A 20,917-nucleotide genomic window follows, 5' to 3' on the forward strand; every position below is an offset into this window, starting at 1 on the left:
ATTAGGGTTAGGGGAGGCTAACATGGTTTGACCAGCGAACCGCCGCGGACCATATGTGATCACGACGAAACCATGTCGGACAGCGCAAACGGGTCGCGCCCGGTAGCGTTGATAGACCGGGACTGGGAGGAGCAGCACATGAGCCCCATCGAGAATTCGGATTCGGCGGCCTGGAGAGAACTCGAGGCAGTACGCGCCGAAGCGGCTGCACTCCGGAGGCAACTCGCCGACTCACCGGATCGCTCACGGGAATTGGAAGCCCGTATCGATTCGCTGACCATTCGCAACACCAAGCTGATGGATACCCTGAAAGAAGCGCGGCAGCAACTCGTCGCGTTGCGTGAGGAGGTCGACCGGCTCGGTCAGCCGCCCAGCGGTTACGGGATTCTGATCGGTGTCTACGAGGATCAGACCGTCGACGTATTCACCTCCGGCCGCAAGATGCGACTGACTTGCTCGCCGAATATCGACACCAGCACGCTCGCGTACGGCCAGACCGTCCGATTGAACGAGGCGCTGACGGTTGTCGAGGCGGGTCTGTTCGACGCCATCGGTGAGATAGGCACGCTACGCGAGGTCCTCGACGGGGGCCGCCGCGCCCTGGTCGTCGGCCATGCGGACGAAGAGCGGGTCGTCTGGCTGTCCGGTCCGCTGGCCAAACTCGCCGATGCCGACGATATGGAGGATCCGGACTCCCCGGTGCGCAAGCTGCGGCCGGGTGATTCGCTGCTGGTCGATACCAAGGCCGGTTTCGCGTTCGAGCGGATTCCGAAGGCCGAGGTCGAGGATCTGGTGCTGGAAGAGGTGCCCGATGTCGGCTACAACGATATCGGCGGTCTCGGCCGGCAGATCGAGCAGATCCGCGACGCCGTGGAGCTGCCGTTCCTGCACAAGGACCTGTTCCGCGAATACGCGCTGCGCCCGCCGAAGGGCGTCCTGCTCTACGGCCCGCCGGGCTGCGGTAAGACGCTCATCGCCAAGGCCGTCGCCAACTCATTGGCCAAGAAGATCGCCGAGGCGCGAGGTGAGGATGCCAAGGAAGCGAAGTCCTACTTCCTGAACATCAAAGGTCCCGAGCTGCTGAACAAGTTCGTGGGTGAAACCGAGCGCCATATCCGGATCATCTTCCAGCGGGCCCGGGAAAAGGCGTCCGAGGGCACCCCGGTGATCGTGTTCTTCGACGAGATGGATTCGATCTTCCGCACCCGCGGTTCCGGTGTCTCCTCGGATGTGGAGACCACCGTGGTGCCGCAGCTGCTCAGCGAGATCGACGGTGTGGAAGGGCTGGAGAACGTCATCGTCATCGGCGCCTCCAACCGCGAGGATATGATCGACCCCGCGATCCTGCGGCCCGGCCGGCTGGACGTGAAGATCAAGATCGAGCGTCCCGACGCCGAATCCGCGCAGGACATCTTCTCGAAGTACCTCACCGAGCATCTGCCGCTGCACGCGGACGATCTGACCGAGTTCAACGGCGACAAGGTGGCCTGCATCCGCGCGATGATCGAGCGGGTGGTGGACCGGATGTACGCCGAGAGCGAGGACAACCGCTTCCTGGAGGTCACCTACGCCAACGGTGACAAGGAGGTCCTGTACTTCAAGGACTTCAACTCCGGTGCCATGATCCAGAACATCGTGGACCGGTCCAAGAAGTACGCCATCAAGGCGGTGCTCGATACCGGCAATCCGGGTCTGCGGATCCAGCATCTCTACGATTCGATCGTGGACGAGTTCTCCGAGAACGAGGACCTGCCCAACACCACGAATCCCGATGACTGGGCCCGTATCTCGGGTAAGAAGGGCGAGCGGATCGTCTACATCCGTACGTTGGTCACCGGTAAGAACGCCAGCGCGAGCCGGGCGATCGATACCGAATCCAACACCGGCCAGTACCTGTAACGGCACTGCTGCGAGGGCCGCGCTTCCATCGGGAGCGCGGCCCTCGTCTGTACTGGGCCACAGGCACTTCGGCCGAGTGCGGGTAGGTCTGCGGGTGGAGCCCGCTACCCCGCAATGCTCATTCCGGAATCGTTCGTCAGGGGGACGGCAGCACGGTTGTGGCACCGATATGTTCTGGATTACCCGGCCCACAGTCAGGAGTGCCCGTGACGACGACGACCCTCGCTACCGATCCAGTGCCGGAGGCTCCCGCCGCCCGCTCGTTCGCCACGGCCCCGGTGCTCGGCGTCGCCGCCGTATCGGCCGTTGTACTGGTCCTCTCGGCGACCCGCTACGGCTATTTCGGCGACGAACTGTATTTTCTGGCAGCGGGCCGGCGCTTATCGATCGGCTACGCCGATCAGGGGCCGGTGCTGCCGTTTCTCGCTTTGGCGATGGATACCGTCGCTCCCGGATCGCTGGTGGCATTGCGGCTGCCGGCCATCCTGCTGACCGTGGTTGCGATCGTGGTGAGCGCGCAGATCGCCCGGGAGTTCGGTGGCGGTCGCGTCGCGCAGGTCCTGACCGCGGTGGGCTACGCTACCTCGCCGTTCCTGCTGCTGCAGGCCAAGAATCTGTCGACGAACGCCATCGATACCGCCCTGTGGGTGCTGATCACCTGGCTGGTCGTGCGCTGGGTACGGACCCGGCGCGACGGCCTGCTCCTGGTCGCGGCCGCGGCGACGGCCGTAGATATGCAGGTCAAATGGCTGATCCCGTTCTTCTGGCTGGCCGTGGCAGTCAGTTCGCTGTTTTTCGGTCCCCGTGATCTGGTGCGCCGGCCGCTGCTGTGGCTGGGCGGGTTCGGCGTACTGCTCGTTTCGGCCCCGCTGCTGCTCTGGCAGGCCGATCGCGGGTGGCCGCAGCTGGCGCTGACCGCCGCGGTGCGGCAGGAGCAGCAGGCCACCGGCGGGCCGGTCGCATTCGTTCCGCTGGCGGTGCTGATCGCGGGTGTGCTGGGCGCGGTGCTCCTGTGCTACGGGGTCTGGGCGCTGCTGCGGCGTGATTCGCTGCGGCCGTACCGCTTCCTCGGTGCCACCGCCCTGCTGTTGCTTATCGTCTTCCTGGTATCCGGCGGCCGGATCTACTACGTGGCCGGTATGTACGGGGTGATATTCGCCGCGGGTGCCGTCGGGCTGACCGAGGTGGTGACCCGTTCCGCGTCGCGATGGCGCCGACGCGTCCTCATCGGATCCGGGGCGGTGCTGGCCGCCGTATCGATACTGGTTGTGCTCATATCGACGCCTTGGCAGCCCCCGGAGGACATAGTCATGCCCGAGGACGAGGCCGCGGCCGCGATCCAGATCGGGCTCTACGGTGAATTCGGGTGGCCCGAGCTGGCTGCCGCGGTGGTCGCGGCCCACGATTCGCTCACGCCGCGAGAACAGGCGGCGTCTGCCGTCATCGCCGACAGTTACTGGCAGGCGGGCGCACTGGACCACCTGGCGGGTGACGATTTGCCGGGGGTGTACAGCCCCGCCCGTGGGTTCGGATACTTCGGCGCACCTCCCGATACCGCGACCACCATGGTGTGCGTGGGGGGTGACGAGGACCGGCTGCGGAGCCAATTCGCCGTACTCGAACCGATCGGGCGGGTCGACACCCGGCTCGGGTTCCTCGGCACCACCCGCGATCTCACGCTGTGGAAATGCGCCCAACCACGCGAATCGTGGTCGCGGGTATGGCCGGAGTGGATGCATATGTAGTGGTGGCGACGGCAGGTGCGCGCCGGAACGGCCGCATCTGCCGGTGGTGCCGATAACCGAGATGCGGACCGCTACGCTCGCTGTATGAGTACTCCGGAAGCCGAGGTCTGGCACAATCCGCGTTGCACCAAGAGCCGGGCGGCGCTGGCACATCTGGATGCCGTCGGCGCCGCGTATACGGTCCGCCGCTACCTGGAGGATCCACCGACCGCGGCGGAACTGCGGGCAGTCCTGGATCGGCTGGGCGCCGAACCGTGGGAGATCACGCGGACCGGTGAGGACATCGCCAAGGAACTGGGTATGTCCGGCTGGGGTCGCACCGCCGCGGACCGGGAACGCTGGATCACCGCGCTCGCCGAGCATCCGCGTCTCATCCAGCGTCCCATCGTTTTCACCGCCGACGGGCGCGCGCTCGTCGCCCGCGACGCGGATGCCCTGCGATTGCTGGATTGATTCACCTCCCGTTTGCCGGGAAGTAACGCGGGTGCGTTCCGGGTGACCCGGACACACAGCGAGTGGCTACCCGGGCCCCACCGCACCGGGCAAACCGGTCGATATCGGCCATTTCCGGGGCAGACCCGGCATATGGTCGGCCACTGAACGCCCGCGGATCCACCCGCGAAACCGTGGCGGACAACGGTAGGTGGCCCTTTCGATGGACCGCGGACCGAACATCGGACGGTGACTCACGGGGGCGGTAGTGTCGGCTCATGAAAGTTGAACTGCGGCACAATCCGTCGTCGACCATGGCGCGGTGTGTTCTGGCGGGGGGTGAGCCGGTGCGGGTGGAAACCGGTGCCATGGTGGCGCATTCGGCCGGAGTGACCCTGGAGGCCAAAGCCGAGGGCGGGATCCTCGCCGGGCTGAAACGTTCGGTGCTGTCGGGCGAATCGTTCTTCGTCTCCACATTCACCGCACCCGAGGCCGGTGGCTGGGTCGATGTGGCACCCTCGCTGCCCGGTGACATGCTCGCGCTCCCGATATCGCCGGACCGGCCGTATTTCATCAGCCGCGGCGGCTGGATCGCGAATTCGGCCGGTGTGCGAGTGGAGAGCCAATGGGGCGGTTTCGCGAACCTCTTCGGCGGCGAAGGCGGATTCGGCCTCCGCGCGCACGGAGAGGGGGATGTTGTGGTCGGGGTCTTCGGTGCCATCGATATCGTCGATCTGGCTCCCGGCGAACTCGTCACCGTAGATACCGGGCACGTCGTTGCCTACGATCTCTCGATACAGTTCACCATCCGCCGAGCGGTCTCCGGCCGGTCCCTGCAATCACTGAAATCGGGTGAGGGGCTGGTTTTCGATTTCACCGGACCCGGGCGCGTACTGCTGCAGACCCGCAACCCCAGGGCCTTCGCCTCCTGGACCGCGTCGGTTTCCTCGGGTTAGCCGGGCGCGGTCACCGGGGTTCGAACGGAGCCGTCCGGTCGTCTCACGTTCGTCTGCGCAGCCAGTCGATCGGATCGCCCCAGCCGAGGGCGTCGTTCTCCGGTGAATCCTCGCGCATCCAGTACCGCACCTGCTGGCGACGATACGCGGAGTAGGTGAGCACATGGGCGATCACACTGCCGAGTACGAAGCTCTCCGGTGGTTCACACAGTGCGTCGATCAGGGTGTCGCCCCAGCCGCCGCGGCGATCGATCTCGCGAATCGTATCCAGCCAGCGCGGTCCCACCTCGTCGAGACGTGCCAGCAGCGCGGGCACATCGTCGCCACCGTGTCCGGGCGTATCGGCGCCGTCTATCGAGGCGAGCCACACCTCCTTGGTCCGGATCAGATGGTCGAGGGCCGTGGCGATCGAATCCTCCGGTCCGTCCCACGGCAGTACGGTCGCCGCGCCTGCCCGCGTTCGCCGGTACTGCTCCTCGCTCGACCCGGCCGCCGCCTTCAGGAGCAGCCGGGTGTCGTCGAGATCGTGGTGCAGCAGCAGCGCGGTCGGGTCCATATCGGAACGTCCCTTCGGTTCCCCCTCTACCCACAGCGATATGGGGGGATGGAAATGGATCCCGTTCACCGACGGCAGCCATCGAGGAGTCTTGGTCATCGGTGGCGGGGTGGCGCTCGGGGGATGGCCGAAGGCGCGGGTGAAAGCTCGGCTGAAACCCTCCACCGTGTCGTACCCGGCAGCGATGGCCACCTCTGTCACGGAGGCACCGCCGCCGAGTTGCCAGCAGGCCCGCTCGAGGAGCACGCGCCGCCGCAGGCTCACCGGTGATTCACCGGTGCCGCGGCTGAACTGCCGGGCGAAATGGAACGGGGACGAGTAGACGCCGGCGGCCATCTGGCCGAGGGTCGCATTGTCCTCGTCGAGAACGGCATCCAGCAGTTCGCGCAGTCGGTCACGTCGGGTGGTCACCTACCGAGTCTGGCTGCTGGGCCGCGGACCTGCTTGACCGATCTTGCGCAGTCGGCGTGGCCGGGACGGTGGTGTTGTGGAGCGAATCAGGGCCGCGCAGCGGCTGCGTGATCCCGGGCCGCTCACCGGCTGCGGCGTTCCAGGCCTTTCCGGTCGTAGACGGACGTCGTCACCGCGCCGAGTACCAGCCCCACGGCGAGCCCGAGCAGGCTCATCCCGACGCCACGCGCGAGTCCGGGGTTGCCGTGGGCGTCGAAGTAGAGGATCGAGCGGACCCCGAGATAGATCTGGTGCATCGGCTCGAACGCGGCCAGCCAGGCCATGTAGTGCGGGGAGGCTTCCAGCGGAATGGTGGCACCGGCCGAGGGCAGCCCCAGCACGATGAACAGCACCAGATTCACCAGCAGACCGGCCGAACCGAACGCCGCCAGGATCGAGAGTGCGGTCACACCCACGGCCACGATCGCCAGTGTGGTGAACAGGAACAGGGCCAAGGCGTGGTCGATCGGCATATGCAGGAGTGTCCCGATACCGAGGTAGACACCGGAAACGATCGGTGCCGCCACCGTGATCACCCCCCATTTCAACAGCAGTGTGCGCAATCGGGAATGCGGCGCGGTGGGATGGTGCACGAACCACGGTCCGTATTCGGCCGGTATGAAGCCCAGCGCCGAATCCACCATCGTGTGCACGATCATGGCTCCGGTGAACCCCGCCAGGACCACCAGCAGGGTGTAGAAGAACGCCGATAGGCCCCGGCCGGTGCCGTCCGGTAGCGGCCGGTAGGGGTCGATCAGTACATCGATCGGGTCGGCCAGGACGAGGCGGGCGGCGCCGGTGAGCTCGGTACCACCGGCGGGAGCGGAATCGAGTTCGGCCTCGACCGCCGCCGTCAGCTGTTTGCCGACCTCGGTGTCGACCTGTGTCAGCGCCTGCTGGGCCACGATCTGGACGATCTGGGTGGCGTAGGTACCGGTGCGGGGATTGGTGATCACGGTAATGGCCGGCCGTTCGATATCCCCGGGAACCACGGCACCGGCGCCGAGAATCGATAACCGCTTGGACAGATCGCTGGGCAGCAGGATCGCGCCGTAGACCTCACCGTTTCCGAGCAGTCGCTGCGCCTCGCCGATACCGGTCACCCGCAGATCGACCTTGTCCGCCGGAACCCGCTGGGTCAGCGCCTCGGTGATCTGATCGCCGATATTGATCGGGGTGCCGTCGCGGATATCGCCGTCGTCCTGATTCACCAGCGCGATCGGGAAGTCGTGCAGATTCTTCTCCGGGTCGATGACATAGCCCAGATACATGGTCGACAGCAGCGCCATCAGCGCGGTGACGACCACCAGCGGCCCGACCCATGTCCGGATCGCCGTGAGGCGCCGTGGCGGTACATCGGTTACCTGCGCCGATGAGGCGGTATCGGTATCCGCCTCGCCGTCTGCGCGCTTCGGCTCCACCCTGCACTCCCTTCGGGTAACGGACGCCGGCCGACCGCCCGCGGTATCGCCGACCGGTGCCGGTCCGATCATGGTCGCAGGTACCCGGCGAGTACAGGCAGAGCACGTAAGTGTGTCGGACACCTCGGACGCGGACGGTCGTGCGAGCGATCACGCTCCGCCGGGCGGCTCCGACGCCCGCTGCCCCGGTCGTCATCCCATCCGCGCAGCCACAGGGCGTGCCGGGCGGACCCAGCGCGCCAAGGCCGCGTGCAGTCCGGTGTCACTGGGTTCGCTTGTGGCCCAGGCGATATAGCCGTCCGGCCGGATCAGCAGGGCCGCCGCATCGGTATCGGTCGTAGTGGCGGAGACGATATCGATGTGGTCCCGGTATGCCGTGCCGAGGGAGATTCCGGCGCCCAGATCGAGGAGAAGCGGTCGTGCGGTGTGCAGCAGGTCGGCGACCCGCCGGCGCCCGTCGCAGGTCTCGAGCACGAGATCGGGGACCAGGAACCCCGACAGTGGGTGCTCGTCACCGACATCGTAGCGCGCATCCGAGCCGGCCAGCAGGTGTGCGATATGCCCGGACACCCCGGGGATACCCATGATCTCCTCGAACAGTCCGCGCAGGGCGGTGACCTCCGGTCCCGGGGCGAGTAGCGCGGTCTGCGCGAGACTCTGCAGGATGACGCGTTCGGCCACCGGTCGCCGTTCGCTCTCGTAGGTGTCGAGCAGTGCGTCCGGTGCGGTGCCTCGCAGGTGTTTCGCCAGCTTCCAGCCCAGATTGATCGCGTCCTGCAGACCGAGATTGAGGCCCGGGCCGCCGGTGGCCGAATGCACGTGGGCGGCATCTCCCAGCAGGAAAACGCGACCGTGCCGGTAACGCTCGGCCAGCCGGGTGTTCTGGTCGACGGTGCGGCGCAGTGCGTGCGGACCCGGGCCGGCGGGCGGACGCATCGGCAGATCCGTGCCGAGGACACGGCGGATACCGGCGCGTAACTCGTCGAAGGTCATGGGTGTGTCCTCGGCGACCGGATCGGCGTCGTACTCGGTGACGCCGACCATCGGTGTGCCGGGGATCAGTTCGGCGAATACGAACATTCCGCCGCGCTCGATCCTGTTGTGACCGAAGTGGAACCGGCCGGCTCCCGGAATCTCGATACCGCCGTCGGCGGTACGCAGTTCGGCCGGTACCTCGGCGTGGCCCATCCGGGTGATCCGGTCGCCGGTGGTGAGGCCGGGGAACGCGATGCCGAGCTGTTTACGCACCGGACTCCGTCCGCCGTCGGCGGCGACCAGGAAACGTGCGGTCGGGCGATAGGTGCCGCCGGCGTGGGACACCGTGACCGTCACCGACTCTCCGTGATCGGCGACCTCGTCGAGGCGGTGCCCCCACCGCAGGTCGACGCCGAGTTCGACGGCACGGTCGGCCAGGAGACGCACCAGTAGCGGTTGCGGAACCGGCAGGCCGTAGAGCGGGTTGTCCGGTACTCCGGCCAGGTCCAGTGGCATACCGGCGAAGATGTAGTGCGGGCTCGGCTGCGGGATTTCGGGCTCGCCCGGAAACCCCCGGCGGGCCAGTTCCGCCGCGAATCCCGGGTACAGCCCGCGCATATCGAGCAACCGCACGACCTGTCCGACCAAACCGTTGGCTTTGGGTTCGTCGCTCGGCCCGGGCAGCGCATCCAGGACGATCGGGTGGATCCCGCCGAGTGCGAGTTCGCAGGCCAGCATGAGTCCATTCGGGCCGGCGCCGGAAATGATCACGTCGTGCCGGTGCTCGGTGGTTCTGAATTCGGGCATGGTGGGGCAACCTCTATCGGTGCGGTGGGATACGGCGCACTGCGGGCGCGCCGAATGTGGGCAGGAGGGATTCCGCCTGCGGTCGGAAGGCGTTCGGAGGACGGGGAGGTGTCAGTTGCCGGGTTCGGGGAGTCCCCGGGACAGCTGCGTCAGGGCTTCGCGCAGCAGGGTCGTGATCGGGACGGGTGGATCCGATTGTGTGTAGGACTCGAGTACGACGAGGTGAGCGGCGTTGACGGTGGCGGCGACCAGCTTCGGGTAGAGATCACCCGGAGCTGTGCCGGTTCGTTGCGCGACAGCGGCGACCAGATCGTCACCGACCGCTTTGGCCGTGACGGCCTGCATCTCGGGTGCGGCCTGCAATTTCCGGGTCTCGGCGAGCATGGCCGCGGTGGGCGGGCCCCCCGCGCCGTCGTCGCGCAGGGGTTCGATCAGCGCTTCGGTGAGCGCCGTCCAGATCGGCTCGTCATCAGGGCGGGCGAGTAGCAGTTCGGCACTGCGGCGGACGCGTTCGATATGCCGGTAGGCCAGGGCTTCGTATTTTCCGGCGAAGTAGTTGTTGAAGGTGCGAACCGAGACCCCGGCCCGTTCCGCGATGTCCTCCCGGACCACGTTCTCGAGTCCGCGTTCGAACATCAGCTCCAGTGCGGCATCGCTGAGTGCTTTGCGGGTATCGCGTTTCTTGCGTTCCCGGAGTCCGAGACTCGGTTCGTCGGCCATACGTCCAGAATGACACAAGATTGCTCGATGGGCAATATTACCTGGTGGGAAAGTTTACCGCATGATGCGCTGGTAGCCGATATGCCACAGCCACTCCACCGGGCCCCGGTCGAACCAGCGCAACCAGTAGTGGGCGAATATCGTGATCACCAGGACGACCACCAGATAGGTGGCGATGGTGAACGGGACCCGGGCGTCGGGGGTGAACCGCGCGGCGAGACCGAACCCCCAGCCGTAGCAGAGGATCGCGGCGACCAGATTCTGCAGGATGTAGCAGCTCAACGCGGTCCGGCCGACCTCCGACAGCCGACGGCCCGCGAAACCGGTCCGCGGCCGGTGCAGGTAGAACTCGGCGACCAGGGCCAGAATGGCGAGGGAAACCAGCGGCGCGAGCGCATACCGGGTGATCAGCACCCAGTCTCCGCCGCCGAGCACACCGAGCAGTAGATCGACGGGCGCGGCGATTCCGAAACCGGCGATCAGGAGCCGCCGGCGCAACCGCGCGCCCGCCGGGGCGAACACTCCGGCCCGGAACAGCCGGGCGCCCACCAGGAAAAGAGCGATCGACAACGGCAGGATCAGCACGGGTTCGACCCGGAACAGGCCGGCGTTCTCGAGCCGGAACAGCACCAGGTCCCAGAAGGAGCCGTCGGCGTACGGGTTCGGCGCCAGCGCTTCCGTCGCGCGCGGATCGGCGGGTGGCCGCGCCGCGAGGCTCAGGGCCCAGACCGCGATCATCGCCACGTGCGCGCACAGCGTGCCGATCAGCCATCGGCCCTGGGCCCGGGGGCTGCGGCCGAGCAGGAAAGCGACGATCACAGCGGTCACCGCGTACCCCATCAGCACGTCGAACTCGGCGATCAGGAGGAAATTGAGCAGGCCGTCCACGAACAGGAGTGCCGCCCGCCAGGGATACCCGCCGGGCCAGGGCCGGCCCGCCCGCTGCGCCGAGGTCTGCTGGATGGCGAGGCCGATACCGAACATCACGGTCAGTAGGCCCAGGAACTTTCCCTGAGCCAGCTGCTGGAGCACCTTCTCGAGCCACATCCATCCGTCCTCGGGGGCGACGGCGAGCCGGTTCAGGTAACCGACCATGCCCTCCGGGTCGGTGAGGATCCAGATATTGGTGCCGAGAGTGCCGAGTATGGCGATACCGCGCAGCACATCGAGCGCCACCAGCCGAGAGGGGCGGGGCGTCGATCCGGCGGTCGCGGAATCGGCTGCGGTGCTGGTCATATCCCGAGCATGCGGCCGACGGCCGGTGCCGGCATCCACCGAAAGTACGACTCGGGGGATGATTCATCCGTGCGGGCCGAAGCGCCGCTCACGTGCCGGATGCGAATCGTCGCCTACGCTCGATGATATGCAGCGCATCATCGGTATCGAGGTCGAGTACGGGATATCCACACCCACCGAACCGTCGGCCAACCCGATCCTCACCTCCACTCAGGCGGTACTGGCGTACGCCGCGGCCGAGGGGGTGCCCCGCGCCAAGCGCACCCGGTGGGACTACGAAGTGGAATCGCCGCTGCGCGACGCCCGCGGTTTCGATCTCAGCCGGATGAACGGCCCGGCGCCGGTTATCGATGCCGACGAGGTCGGGGCGGCGAATATGATTCTGACCAACGGTGCCCGGCTCTACGTCGACCACGCGCACCCGGAATATTCCGCCCCCGAGGTCACCGACCCGATGGACGCGGTGATCTGGGACAAAGCGGGGGAGCGGGTCATGGAGGCCGCCGCCCGGCACGCTTCGAGCGTGCCCGGCGCGCCCCGGATGCAGTTGTACAAGAACAATGTCGACGGTAAGGGTGCCTCCTACGGCACCCACGAGAACTATCTGATGAGCCGGGAAACCCCGTTCAACGCGGTCATTCTCGGCCTCACGCCGTTCTTCGTCTCCCGCCAGGTGATCTGCGGATCCGGGCGCGTCGGGATGGGCCAGTCCGGGGACAATGCCGGTTTCCAGCTATCGCAACGGTCGGACTACATCGAGGTCGAGGTCGGCCTGGAGACCACGCTCAAACGCGGGATCATCAACACCCGCGACGAACCACACGCCGACGCGGACAAATACCGTCGCCTGCACGTGATCATCGGCGATGCCAACCTGGCCGAGATGTCGACCTACCTGAAGGTGGGCACCACCGCGCTCGTCCTCGATCTCATCGAATCCGGCGCCGACCTGTCCGATATGCAACTGGCCCGCCCGGTCACCGCGGTCCACACCATCAGCCACGACCCCACGCTGCGCGCGACGGTAGCGCTGGCCGACGGCCGCGAACTGACCGGCCTCGCGATACAGCGGCTCTACCACGAACGAGTCGCCAAATTCGTCGAGGTCCAAGGCATCGACGATGCGCGGGTGCGCGATATCCTCGACAACTGGTCGATGGTGCTGGACAAGCTCGAACGCGATCCCATGGAATGCGCCGACCTGCTCGATTGGCCCGCGAAACTACGCCTGCTCGAGGGGATGCGCAGCCGGGAAGGGCTGGGCTGGGCGGCGCCCAAACTGCACCTCATGGATCTGCAGTATTCCGATGTGCGTCTCGACAAGGGCCTCTACAACCGGCTCGTGGCCCGGGGCTCGATGAAACGACTGGTCACCGAACAGCAGGTGCTGGACGCCATGACCAAACCGCCCACCGATACCCGTGCCTACTTCCGCGGCGAATGCCTGCGCCGTTTCGGGGCCGATATCGCGGCCGCGAGCTGGGACTCGGTGATCTTCGATCTGGGCGGTGATTCGCTGGTACGGATTCCGACGCTCGAGCCCCGGCGCGGGACCAAAGCTCATGTCGGCAAGCTCCTCGACGGTGTCGATACCGCCGCTGAACTGGTTAAACAGCTCACCACCTGAGCGTCGCGCCGGTCGGCGTGCGGTGGATCCCGCCCTCGAGGTGAGGCGTAATCCGACTACGTGTCGGCCCGGCTGGGTAGTGTTGAAGAACGAGCACACGAGGTTGCTCATGATTCGTCCGGTACGCACCAGCGTCCGGTCGGTGGAAACAGAGGAGGTCGGCTGCGATGGCACAAGAGCAGACCAAACGCGCCGGGGGCGGCGACGATGACGACGGCGTCGACGGCGTAGACGCCGCCGGTCAGGAGCGGCGCGAGAAGCTGGCGGAGGACACCGACGACCTGCTCGACGAGATCGACGATGTGCTCGAAGAGAACGCCGAAGACTTCGTTCGCGCCTACGTGCAGAAAGGTGGCCAGTGACCGCAGGTGACCCCACGCGTCTCCATTTGGGGTACGCCCTGTCATCCTTTTCCGAACATTTGCGCCAGAACGCGCCGGATCTGCTGCCCAGCAACAGATTCGACGTGCTGGGCCAGCCCACCGCCGCCGGGAATCCCGGCGGCGGTGCCGCGGGGGATATCGCACCGCACGGTACGACCGTGGTCGCGGTGTCCTATCGCGGTGGTGTGCTGATCGCCGGTGACCGGCGATCCACCCAGGGCAACCTGCTGGCCGGCCGTGATGTGGAAAAAGTCCACATCACCGATACCTACTCGGCGACCGGTATCGCCGGGACCGTGGGTATGGCCATCGAACTGGTGCGGTTGTTCGCGGTGGAACTCGAACACTACGAGAAGATCGAGGGTGTTTCGCTGACCTTCGACGGTAAGGCCAACAAACTGTCGAAGATGGTGCGCGACAATCTGCCGGCCGCCATGCAGGGTCTGGCCGTGGTGCCGCTGCTGGTCGGCTTCGATCAGCAGGCCACGGATCCGGACCGGGCCGGCCGGATCGTCTCCTACGACGTGGTCGGCGGACGTAGCGAGGAGCGGTTCGGTTTCACCGCCGTCGGCTCCGGCTCGATGTTCGCCAGAACCTCGTTGAAGAAGCTGTACACCAAGGGAATCGATGCCGACCGCGCCCTGCGGATCGCCGTCGAGGCTCTGGTGGACGCGTCGGACGACGATACCGCCACCGGTGGCCCCGATCTGCTTCGCGGGATCTATCCCACAGCGATCCTCGTCGACGAGGAGGGGGCGGTCGAGGTGGCCGAATCCCGGCTGGAGGAGATCGCCCGCGGTATCGCGGCCGACCGCGAGGCCGCTGAGGAAGGGAGCGCACGGGCATGACCCTGCCGCTGTATGCGTCCGCCGAACAGATCATGCGCGACAAGACCGAACTCGCGCGCAAAGGTATCGCCCGCGGCCGCAGTGTCATCGTGCTCGCCTACGACGAGGGCGTGGTGTTCGTCGCGGAGAATCCGTCGGCCACCCTGCACAAGGTCAGCGAACTGTACGACCGCACCGGTTTCGCCGCCGTCGGTAAGTACAACGAATTCGAGAGCCTGCGCCGCGCGGGGATCCTGCAGGCCGATCTGCGGGGCTACCAGTACGACCGCCGCGATGTGAGCGGCCGGGCCCTGGCGAATGCCTACGCTCAGGCGCTCGGATCGATCTTCACCGACCAGCTCAAACCTTATGAGGTGGAGATCTGCGTCGCGGAGGTGAGCTACGCCGAGCAGGAGCCGGAATCGGTGCTGTACCGGATCACCTTCGACGGTTCGATCGTCGACGAGCGCGAATACGTGGTGATGGGTGGTACCACGGAGCCGATCGTCGCGGCACTGAAGGAGTCCTACCGCTCAGGTCTCGATCTCGTTTCGGCTATCCGGGTCGCGGTCGCGGCGCTGCAGTCGAGCGAGGGAACGGATAAGGAGAAACGGGTCCTCGGTGTCGGCTCGCTGGAGGTAGCGACCCTCGAGCGGGCACGCCCCCGGCGTGCCTTCCGCCGGATCGGCCGTAGCGCCCTCGAGGAATTGCTGGGTTCGGGCCGTGCGGATGGCGAGGCAGCCGGCTCGGCGGAGCCCGAAACCGGCGGAAAAACGGACTGAGCAGCGCGTCACGTTCGGCACCTGACCGAGAGTTCACCGGCCCGTGCACCGCATCCGGTGCACGGGCCGTGTCCGTGGGCCGTGTCCGTGGGCCGTGTCCGTGGGCCGTGTCCGTGGGCCGTGTCCGTGGGCGCGGTGGACTCGGTGCTGTCCGGGATCCGGGCCCGTTGGAGCATTGTCGGGGTCCCGTATGCCCATCCGGCGAACGATCGACGGCCTAATCGTTGCCAAGCCGTATACATCGGGTTTTCCGCACTGACCCGCAGGAATCATTCCGCGCTGTAATCTCGATAGTGTGCAGCGACGAATTATGGGGATCGAGACCGAATTCGGTGTGACGTGCACCTTCCACGGGCACCGCAGGCTCAGCCCCGACGAGGTGGCCCGGTATCTGTTCCGCCGAGTGGTGTCGTGGGGGCGCAGTTCCAACGTGTTCCTCCGCAACGGTGCCCGGCTCTACCTCGATGTCGGTTCGCATCCGGAGTACGCCACCGCCGAATGCGACAGCCTGGTCCAGCTGGTCACCCACGACCGGGCCGGGGAACGAGTGCTCGAGGAATTGCTCATCGACGCCGAGCAGCGCCTCGCGGAGGAGGGGATCGGCGGCGATATCTACCTGTTCAAGAACAACACCGATTCGGCCGGCAACTCCTACGGTTGCCATGAGAACTTCCTGGTCGTGCGGGCCGGTGAGTTCTCCCGGATCTCCGATGTGCTGTTGCCGTTCCTGGTCACCCGGCAGTTGATCTGCGGGGCCGGCAAGGTGCTGCAGACACCCAAGGCGGCCACGTACTGCCTGTCGCAGCGCGCGGAGCATATCTGGGAGGGCGTCTCCTCGGCGACCACCAGGTCCCGGCCGATCATCAACACCCGCGACGAACCACATGCCGATGCCGAGAAATACCGGCGGCTGCACGTGATCGTGGGCGATTCGAATATGGCCGAGACCACCACCATGCTCAAGGTCGGAACCGCCGCCCTGGTACTGGAGATGATCGAGGCCGGGGTCTCGTTCCGCGATTTCGCGCTGGACAACCCCATCCGGGCGATCCGGGAGGTCAGCCACGACCTCACCGGGCGGCGCCCGGTCCGGCTCGCCGGAGGCAGGCAGGCCAGCGCCCTCGATATCCAGCGTGAGTACTACGCCCGCGCCGTGGAGCATCTGCGCAACCGGGAACGTGATCCGCAGGTCGACCAGGTCGTGGACCTGTGGGGACGCACCCTGGACGCGGTGGAGTCGCAGGATTTCGCCAAGGTCGATACCGAGATCGACTGGGTGATCAAACGCAAGCTGTTCCAGCGCTACCAGGAACGCTACGGGATGGAACTGGCCGATCCGAAGATCGCCCAGCTGGATCTGGCCTACCACGACATCAAACGCGGTCGCGGTGTGTTCGACCTGCTGCAACGCAAAGGGCTGGCCAAGCGGATCACCGAGGACGACGCGGTGGACGCCGCCGTGGACACCCCGCCGCAGACCACTCGCGCCAAACTCCGCGGTGATTTCATCACCGCGGCCCAGGCGGCGGGCCGGGATTTCACGGTCGACTGGGTGCACCTCAAGTTGAACGACCAAGCCCAGCGCACTGTGCTGTGCAAGGATCCGTTCCGCTCGGTGGACGAACGCGTAGACCGCCTCATCGCCTCGATGTGAACCCAGGCTTCGAGGAACCCTGCTCTTCGCCTGGATCCTCGCGGTCGCACCCGAGCCCGGGTCAGAACGCCACCGCGGCCTCCGCGAGACGTTCGAGCACCGCGGGCTCGGGCCATCGGCCGGTGCGGTAGCGGGGCGGGTGGATACCGGGCATCGGTGCGATCCCGGTGATATCCACGGCTGTTTCGAACGGCACCTGGATCGAGCCCTGGTCGTCCTCGGTGGCGAACGCGATGAAATCGGCGACCGGTAGCGCCGCGTCGACTCCTTCGCCCCAGACCGCGACGGTGTGGACTCCGTCCTCTCGTTCGGCCACCAGCAGACTGCTCACATAAATCGCCTCGTGATGTTCCTCCAGCCACTCGTGCTGGGCGCCGTATTCGGCGCCGGCCAGTACGGCGCGGGCCCGGGCCACTTCGGCGTCGTTCGGTGTCGTCACCCAGTCCAATGGGATCACCAGGCCGGATTCGTCGACGGTGTATCCCTGCGGTGAGAGCGGGCGGGCCGCCGTCCGGTATTCCTGCTCCACCGCTTCGAAGGCCTCGGACAACAGCTCCGGATCGCCGGGAACGACTATCAACGTCTGCTGATCCGGGACGAACGCGACCGGGGGATGCTCGAAGTTCGCGGTGGAGACGAGCAGCCAATCCGGGACGAGAAGCCAGGACGACAGATAGTCCGCCTCATCGACCTGTATTTTCACGATGCCGTCGTTCGGCAGCTCCATCGGCGGCGTCACCGCTGCCAGATTCTCCCGCGCCACCGTGAGCGCTTCCTCGGCCGTCACACCCCATTCGGCGAGTTTCGATTCGTCGGGGAAACTGATCACGTCGGGATAGTCGATGGCCAGCAGTTCGTCCACGAACGGGAAGAGGGGGCGCCGCACCCGCGAACCGGGGTCGGCGAGGGTGTAGGTCGAACTCCGCAGCACCGGTCGCAGCAGTGGACGCACCTCCTCCCAGGTGTCCGGCTGGGTCGCGGGCGTCACCAATGCGGGAATGATCCGCTCCAGCCATTCCCGGGTTTCCTCGGGCGACCGCTCACGGGTTTCCGCGAAGAGATTCGCGAGGTGGATAACGGCATCACCGCCGTCGTATCGCACGGCGAACTCCTCCGCGTCGTACGCGGCGTCATCGACTCCGGCCGCCCGCATATGCCCGAAAACCACCAGTGCGAAGTCACGCCGCTCGCGGCCGTGGTCGATATTTGTCATCTGAAGGAGCAACCTCGCAATTCACTTGAGAACAGTTCCGGTCCCGGAGGGAAGCGCGAACCCTACCGGAATCCCCGCGACAGGCCTCGATCGCTGTTCCCAGCTCCGGACGGCCACAACGCATTCCGGAGTCCACGTTCCGCACGGGTCCTCACTGTGGGTATCCATGCTGGGCCTGCATCGAGTTGTTATCGGCGGACTCGCCGGAAGTAGCGAGAGTGCGCAGTCGCGCGACCGTCCACTCGGTCTCGAAGTGGACCCCACGGTCGATGACAGCGTCGTCGAATACAGCGGACGGCGAGTGGTTCGACGGCGCCGCCGCCGGGTCACGATCGGGTGGGCATGCGCCGAGCAGCACGAACGCGCCCGGTACCCGATCCAGGAACCACGAGAAGTCTTCGGACGCGGTGCAGGGTTTCTCCATCACATCCACCGCCGCGTGCCCGTACAGGTTGCGCGCTGTGGCGATGGCGAAATCGGCCTCCGCGGCGGCACTGACGGTCGGAATCGCGACCTCGTCGAGTTCCACCGCGGCCTCGACACCGTGTGCGGCGGCGATACCGTGCGCTACCCGCGCGACCAGCGTCCGCAGCAGTGCCGAGTCCGCCGCGGTGAACGCCCGCGCCGTACCGCTGACCCGGGCCGTATCGGGGATGACATTGCCGCTGTGGCCGCCGGCGATCTGACCGACGGTCGCGACGACCGGGGTGAGCATGCCGAATGTCCGCGTGATCGCGGTCTGCAGGGCGGAGACGAATTCCGCCGCGGCGACGATCGGGTCGCGGGCGGTCTGCGGTGCGGAGCCGTGTCCGCCACTGCCCGCGAAGCGGACGGTGAAGGTGTTCGAGGCCGACATCATCGCGCCCCGGCGCATACCGAATGCCGCGTGCGGTAGATCGTAGGAGAACACGTGCAGACCGAGCGCGGCATCGGCGCGCCGGCCCGCCGCGTCGAGAACGCCCTCCGCCAGCATGGCGAGTGCGCCACCCCAGTTCTCCTCGCCGGGCTGGAATACCAGGACTACATCCCCGGCCAGTTCCGCGCGCCGGGCGGCGAGCCGGTGGGCCGCACCCACCAGGATCGCCATATGCAGATCGTGGCCGCAGGCGTGCATGGCGCCGTTGGCGGCGGCGTAGTCCAGGCCGGTGGCTTCCGTTACCGGGAGCGCGTCCATATCCGATCTGATCAGTACCGTGGGCCGCACCGCACTCGACGCGGCGCCGCCGCGCAGGACAGCGGTGACCGAGGTCGTTGTCGTGCCGGTCGACACCTCCAGGCCCAGGCCGTCGAGTGCGCGCAGGATCCGGGCCTGAGTCCACGGCAGCTGCAGGCCCACCTCCGGGTTGCGGTGCAGTTCGCGACGCAACAGGATCAGATCGGGAATCGAAACGGTCAACGGTCACTCCTCGTCGGGATGGTGTCGGGAAATGGATAGGGTTGGCGATATGGAGTGGTTCGGGAGAGCACGCGAGTGGGCGGATTCGGCACGCGGTCGCCTGTATTCGGCCCCCGCCACACCGTTCGATGCGGCCGGCGCGGCTCGTCCCGAATTCGCGGCCGATTACTTCCGCGCGTTGGTCGCGGCCGGAGCCGATGGTCTGGCGATCGCCGCCCACACCGGCCGGGGACCGCATCTGTCCGGGGCCGTGCGCACCGAACTGATCCACGCCGCGCGGCGAGCCGGCGCCTCGACCGTGGTCGGCGTGGAGAACGCCGGCGAAGTCCGCGTGGCGGCGGACGCGGGCGCCGAAGCGGTCCTGGTGTTCCCGGTGCCCGGTGACACCTCGGCGGTGCTGCGCCATCTCGACGAGCTCTGGGCGGCAGCCGAACTGCCGCTGATCGCGTTCGATCTGTACACGGCGCCGTATCCGGACCCGACCTTCGCCGCCGTCGTCGCACACCCCGCGGTGGCGGCCGTCAAGCTCGCCCGGCTCTCCGAGGCGATCGCGTGCCAGGATCGGATAGCCCTGGTCCGTGACCACGGCAAACTTGCCGTCACCGGTGAAGACCGGATGTTCGGCGCCTCCCTGACCTGGGGAGCCGACACCGCCCTCGTCGGTATCGCGGCCGCCGCGGTGAGTCTCACTCGCGCCGTACTCGATACCTTCTCCGGCCCCGATCTGCCCGCATTCCTGGAAGCCACTCGCCGGCTCGACGCGTTCGCCGCAGCGACCTTCCGGGAACCGTTCGACGGATACGTACAGCGGATGGCCTGGATCGCGGGAGCCGAGGGCATCCTGCCGGCCGATATGCTGATCGACCCGTACGCTCCTTCGCTGTCCGGCGACGAGAAAGCCCAGGTCCTGGCCTCCTTCCACCGGCTCGTGAGCGATCAGCCGCCGGTGCGCGCGAGCTGAGCCGCGGTCAGCGTCGTCCGCACCACAGTGCGGCTGCGCTCCCATGGCACCGGCGAGGGTGCGCCCCGCGCCATCGCCAGCACCGCGCGCAGACAATCGACGTAACCCAGGTCATCGGACCCGCCCAGCGATTTCCGGAGCACACCGGATCGGGTGTGCGCCACCACCTCGTAGGCCTCGCCCATCCCTGCCCCGACGATATCCACGCTGACGGGTATGTCCCCGGCAGCGAGTGCGTGCAGGGTCACGATGTTCTCCGAAATCGTGCGACTGTCCGGTATACGGGCCGCCACACCGCCCAGTGGTGTGATCTCGCGTCCGAGGACGGTATCGAGGATCTCCCACGCGTGCAGCCCCATCGAGACCGCGGTGCCGCCCCCGTCGGCTGGATCGTCCTGCCAGCGACGTTCGGGGGTGGTGAAGATATCGATCCCGTGCCGCACCGAGACATGTACGGCGATCGGCGGCTCGAGTTCAGCGGCGAACGCGCGCAGCCCGGGCGCGAACCGCAGCACCGAGGAGGTGAGGAACCGCCCGGACCGGGTGCCGACCGCAGCATCGAGGTCGGCCAGGGCCGCTGTGTTCGCCGCCGGGACCTTGTTGAGAAAACACGCGATATCGCGATCCAGCACCGCTGACACCACCGCGGCGACCCGCCGGGGCCGCGGCGTCACGATCACCACGTCCGGGCCCCAGTCGAGTAACCCGTCGAGGGTTTCGCAGTTGGTTGCCGACCACTCCCGGACGAAATCCGCGCACCGGGAGTGGTCATCGGCATCCCAGACGGCCAGCTCGGACACCCCGAGCGCCTGCGCATTGCGCGCGTCACTGAACGGGTGCGAATGGGCGACGCCCGCGAAGCCGATACGCATGCGTT

General features: G+C 66.9%; 18 protein-coding genes. 10 read left to right on the plus strand and 8 right to left on the minus strand.

The genetic code is table 11. The annotated features are described in order from the left end of the window. The first annotated feature begins 138 nt into the window (after positions 1-138). The 4 genes from arc (at position 139) to ABZ827_RS01815 (ending at position 5,032) form a co-directional block, all read left to right on the plus strand. Positions 139-1,899 carry a proteasome ATPase gene (gene arc, locus ABZ827_RS01800; RefSeq protein WP_357231359.1) on the plus strand — a complete coding sequence of 587 codons (1,761 nt, stop codon included), beginning with the start codon at positions 139-141 and terminating at the stop codon, positions 1,897-1,899. A gap of 206 nt (positions 1,900-2,105) precedes the next feature. Beyond that, entirely contained in the window at positions 2,106-3,644 is a 1,539-nt protein-coding gene (locus ABZ827_RS01805) for a glycosyltransferase family 39 protein (RefSeq protein ID WP_357231362.1), read from the plus strand. 84 nt (positions 3,645-3,728) lie between these two features. Beyond that, positions 3,729-4,097 (plus strand): arsenate reductase family protein, encoded by a 369-nt coding sequence (locus tag ABZ827_RS01810; RefSeq protein WP_357231365.1) that lies wholly within the window; start codon positions 3,729-3,731, stop codon positions 4,095-4,097. A 257-nt stretch (positions 4,098-4,354) separates the two neighbouring features. Next, positions 4,355-5,032, plus strand: coding sequence for a TIGR00266 family protein (locus ABZ827_RS01815; protein ID WP_357231368.1), 678 nt, complete (start codon positions 4,355-4,357; stop codon positions 5,030-5,032). 43 nt (positions 5,033-5,075) lie between these two features. Here the strand turns inward: ABZ827_RS01815 and ABZ827_RS01820 are convergent, their stop codons facing one another. The 5 genes from ABZ827_RS01820 to ABZ827_RS01840 all read right to left on the minus strand — a co-directional run bounded on the left by ABZ827_RS01820 (position 5,076) and on the right by ABZ827_RS01840 (position 11,197). Further along, the gene (locus ABZ827_RS01820; RefSeq protein ID WP_357231371.1) at positions 5,076-5,999 is read right to left on the minus strand and encodes a helix-turn-helix domain-containing protein; all 924 of its coding nucleotides are present in this window, start codon (positions 5,997-5,999) and stop codon (positions 5,076-5,078) included. Between the two features lie 122 nt (positions 6,000-6,121). Beyond that, positions 6,122-7,327, minus strand: coding sequence for a DUF3533 domain-containing protein (locus ABZ827_RS01825; protein WP_357234369.1), 1,206 nt, complete (start codon positions 7,325-7,327; stop codon positions 6,122-6,124). A 324-nt stretch (positions 7,328-7,651) separates the two neighbouring features. Next, positions 7,652-9,241: an FAD-dependent monooxygenase gene (locus ABZ827_RS01830; RefSeq protein ID WP_357231373.1), complete on the minus strand. Its 1,590-nt coding sequence runs from the start codon at positions 9,239-9,241 to the stop codon at positions 7,652-7,654. 111 nt (positions 9,242-9,352) lie between these two features. After that, positions 9,353-9,961 (minus strand): TetR/AcrR family transcriptional regulator, encoded by a 609-nt coding sequence (locus tag ABZ827_RS01835; protein WP_357231376.1) that lies wholly within the window; start codon positions 9,959-9,961, stop codon positions 9,353-9,355. 54 nt (positions 9,962-10,015) lie between these two features. Next, the gene (locus tag ABZ827_RS01840) at positions 10,016-11,197 is read right to left on the minus strand and encodes a DUF418 domain-containing protein (RefSeq protein ID WP_357231379.1); all 1,182 of its coding nucleotides are present in this window, start codon (positions 11,195-11,197) and stop codon (positions 10,016-10,018) included. A gap of 127 nt (positions 11,198-11,324) precedes the next feature. Here ABZ827_RS01840 and dop point away from each other — a divergent pair, with 127 nt between their 5' ends. The 5 genes from dop (at position 11,325) to pafA (ending at position 16,470) form a co-directional block, all read left to right on the plus strand. Next, positions 11,325-12,824: a depupylase/deamidase Dop gene (dop, locus tag ABZ827_RS01845; RefSeq protein ID WP_357231382.1), complete on the plus strand. Its 1,500-nt coding sequence runs from the start codon at positions 11,325-11,327 to the stop codon at positions 12,822-12,824. Between the two features lie 167 nt (positions 12,825-12,991). Next, positions 12,992-13,186 carry a ubiquitin-like protein Pup gene (locus ABZ827_RS01850; RefSeq protein WP_357231385.1) on the plus strand — a complete coding sequence of 65 codons (195 nt, stop codon included), beginning with the start codon at positions 12,992-12,994 and terminating at the stop codon, positions 13,184-13,186. After that, positions 13,183-14,055: a proteasome subunit beta gene (prcB, locus tag ABZ827_RS01855; protein WP_357231388.1), complete on the plus strand. Its 873-nt coding sequence runs from the start codon at positions 13,183-13,185 to the stop codon at positions 14,053-14,055. Before ABZ827_RS01850 ends, prcB begins: the two co-directional genes overlap by 4 nt. Further along, positions 14,052-14,816, plus strand: coding sequence for a proteasome subunit alpha (gene prcA / locus ABZ827_RS01860; protein WP_357231391.1), 765 nt, complete (start codon positions 14,052-14,054; stop codon positions 14,814-14,816). The genes prcB and prcA overlap by 4 nt, the downstream gene beginning before the upstream one ends. A gap of 295 nt (positions 14,817-15,111) precedes the next feature. Further along, the gene (gene pafA, locus ABZ827_RS01865) at positions 15,112-16,470 is read left to right on the plus strand and encodes a Pup--protein ligase (RefSeq protein ID WP_218024246.1); all 1,359 of its coding nucleotides are present in this window, start codon (positions 15,112-15,114) and stop codon (positions 16,468-16,470) included. A gap of 61 nt (positions 16,471-16,531) precedes the next feature. Here the strand turns inward: pafA and ABZ827_RS01870 are convergent, their stop codons facing one another. Both ABZ827_RS01870 and ABZ827_RS01875 read right to left on the minus strand, forming a co-directional pair. Beyond that, a complete protein-coding gene (locus tag ABZ827_RS01870; RefSeq protein ID WP_357231394.1) occupies positions 16,532-17,683 on the minus strand; it encodes a hypothetical protein in 1,152 nt (383 codons plus the stop codon). 151 nt (positions 17,684-17,834) lie between these two features. Continuing rightward, positions 17,835-19,079 carry a M20 family metallopeptidase gene (locus ABZ827_RS01875; protein WP_357231397.1) on the minus strand — a complete coding sequence of 415 codons (1,245 nt, stop codon included), beginning with the start codon at positions 19,077-19,079 and terminating at the stop codon, positions 17,835-17,837. Between the two features lie 31 nt (positions 19,080-19,110). Here ABZ827_RS01875 and ABZ827_RS01880 point away from each other — a divergent pair, with 31 nt between their 5' ends. Further along, complete coding sequence (locus tag ABZ827_RS01880) at positions 19,111-20,040, plus strand: dihydrodipicolinate synthase family protein (RefSeq protein ID WP_357231399.1); 930 nt, start codon at positions 19,111-19,113, stop codon at positions 20,038-20,040. On the opposite strand, the gene ABZ827_RS01885 is transcribed toward ABZ827_RS01880, so the two are convergent. Then, positions 20,016-20,912: a hypothetical protein gene (locus ABZ827_RS01885; protein WP_357231402.1), complete on the minus strand. Its 897-nt coding sequence runs from the start codon at positions 20,910-20,912 to the stop codon at positions 20,016-20,018. The genes ABZ827_RS01880 and ABZ827_RS01885 overlap by 25 nt on opposite strands. Positions 20,913-20,917 lie beyond the last annotated feature (5 nt).

This window comes from Nocardia sp. NPDC019395, assembly GCF_040632335.1.
Classification (GTDB): Bacteria; Actinomycetota; Actinomycetes; order Mycobacteriales; family Mycobacteriaceae; genus Nocardia.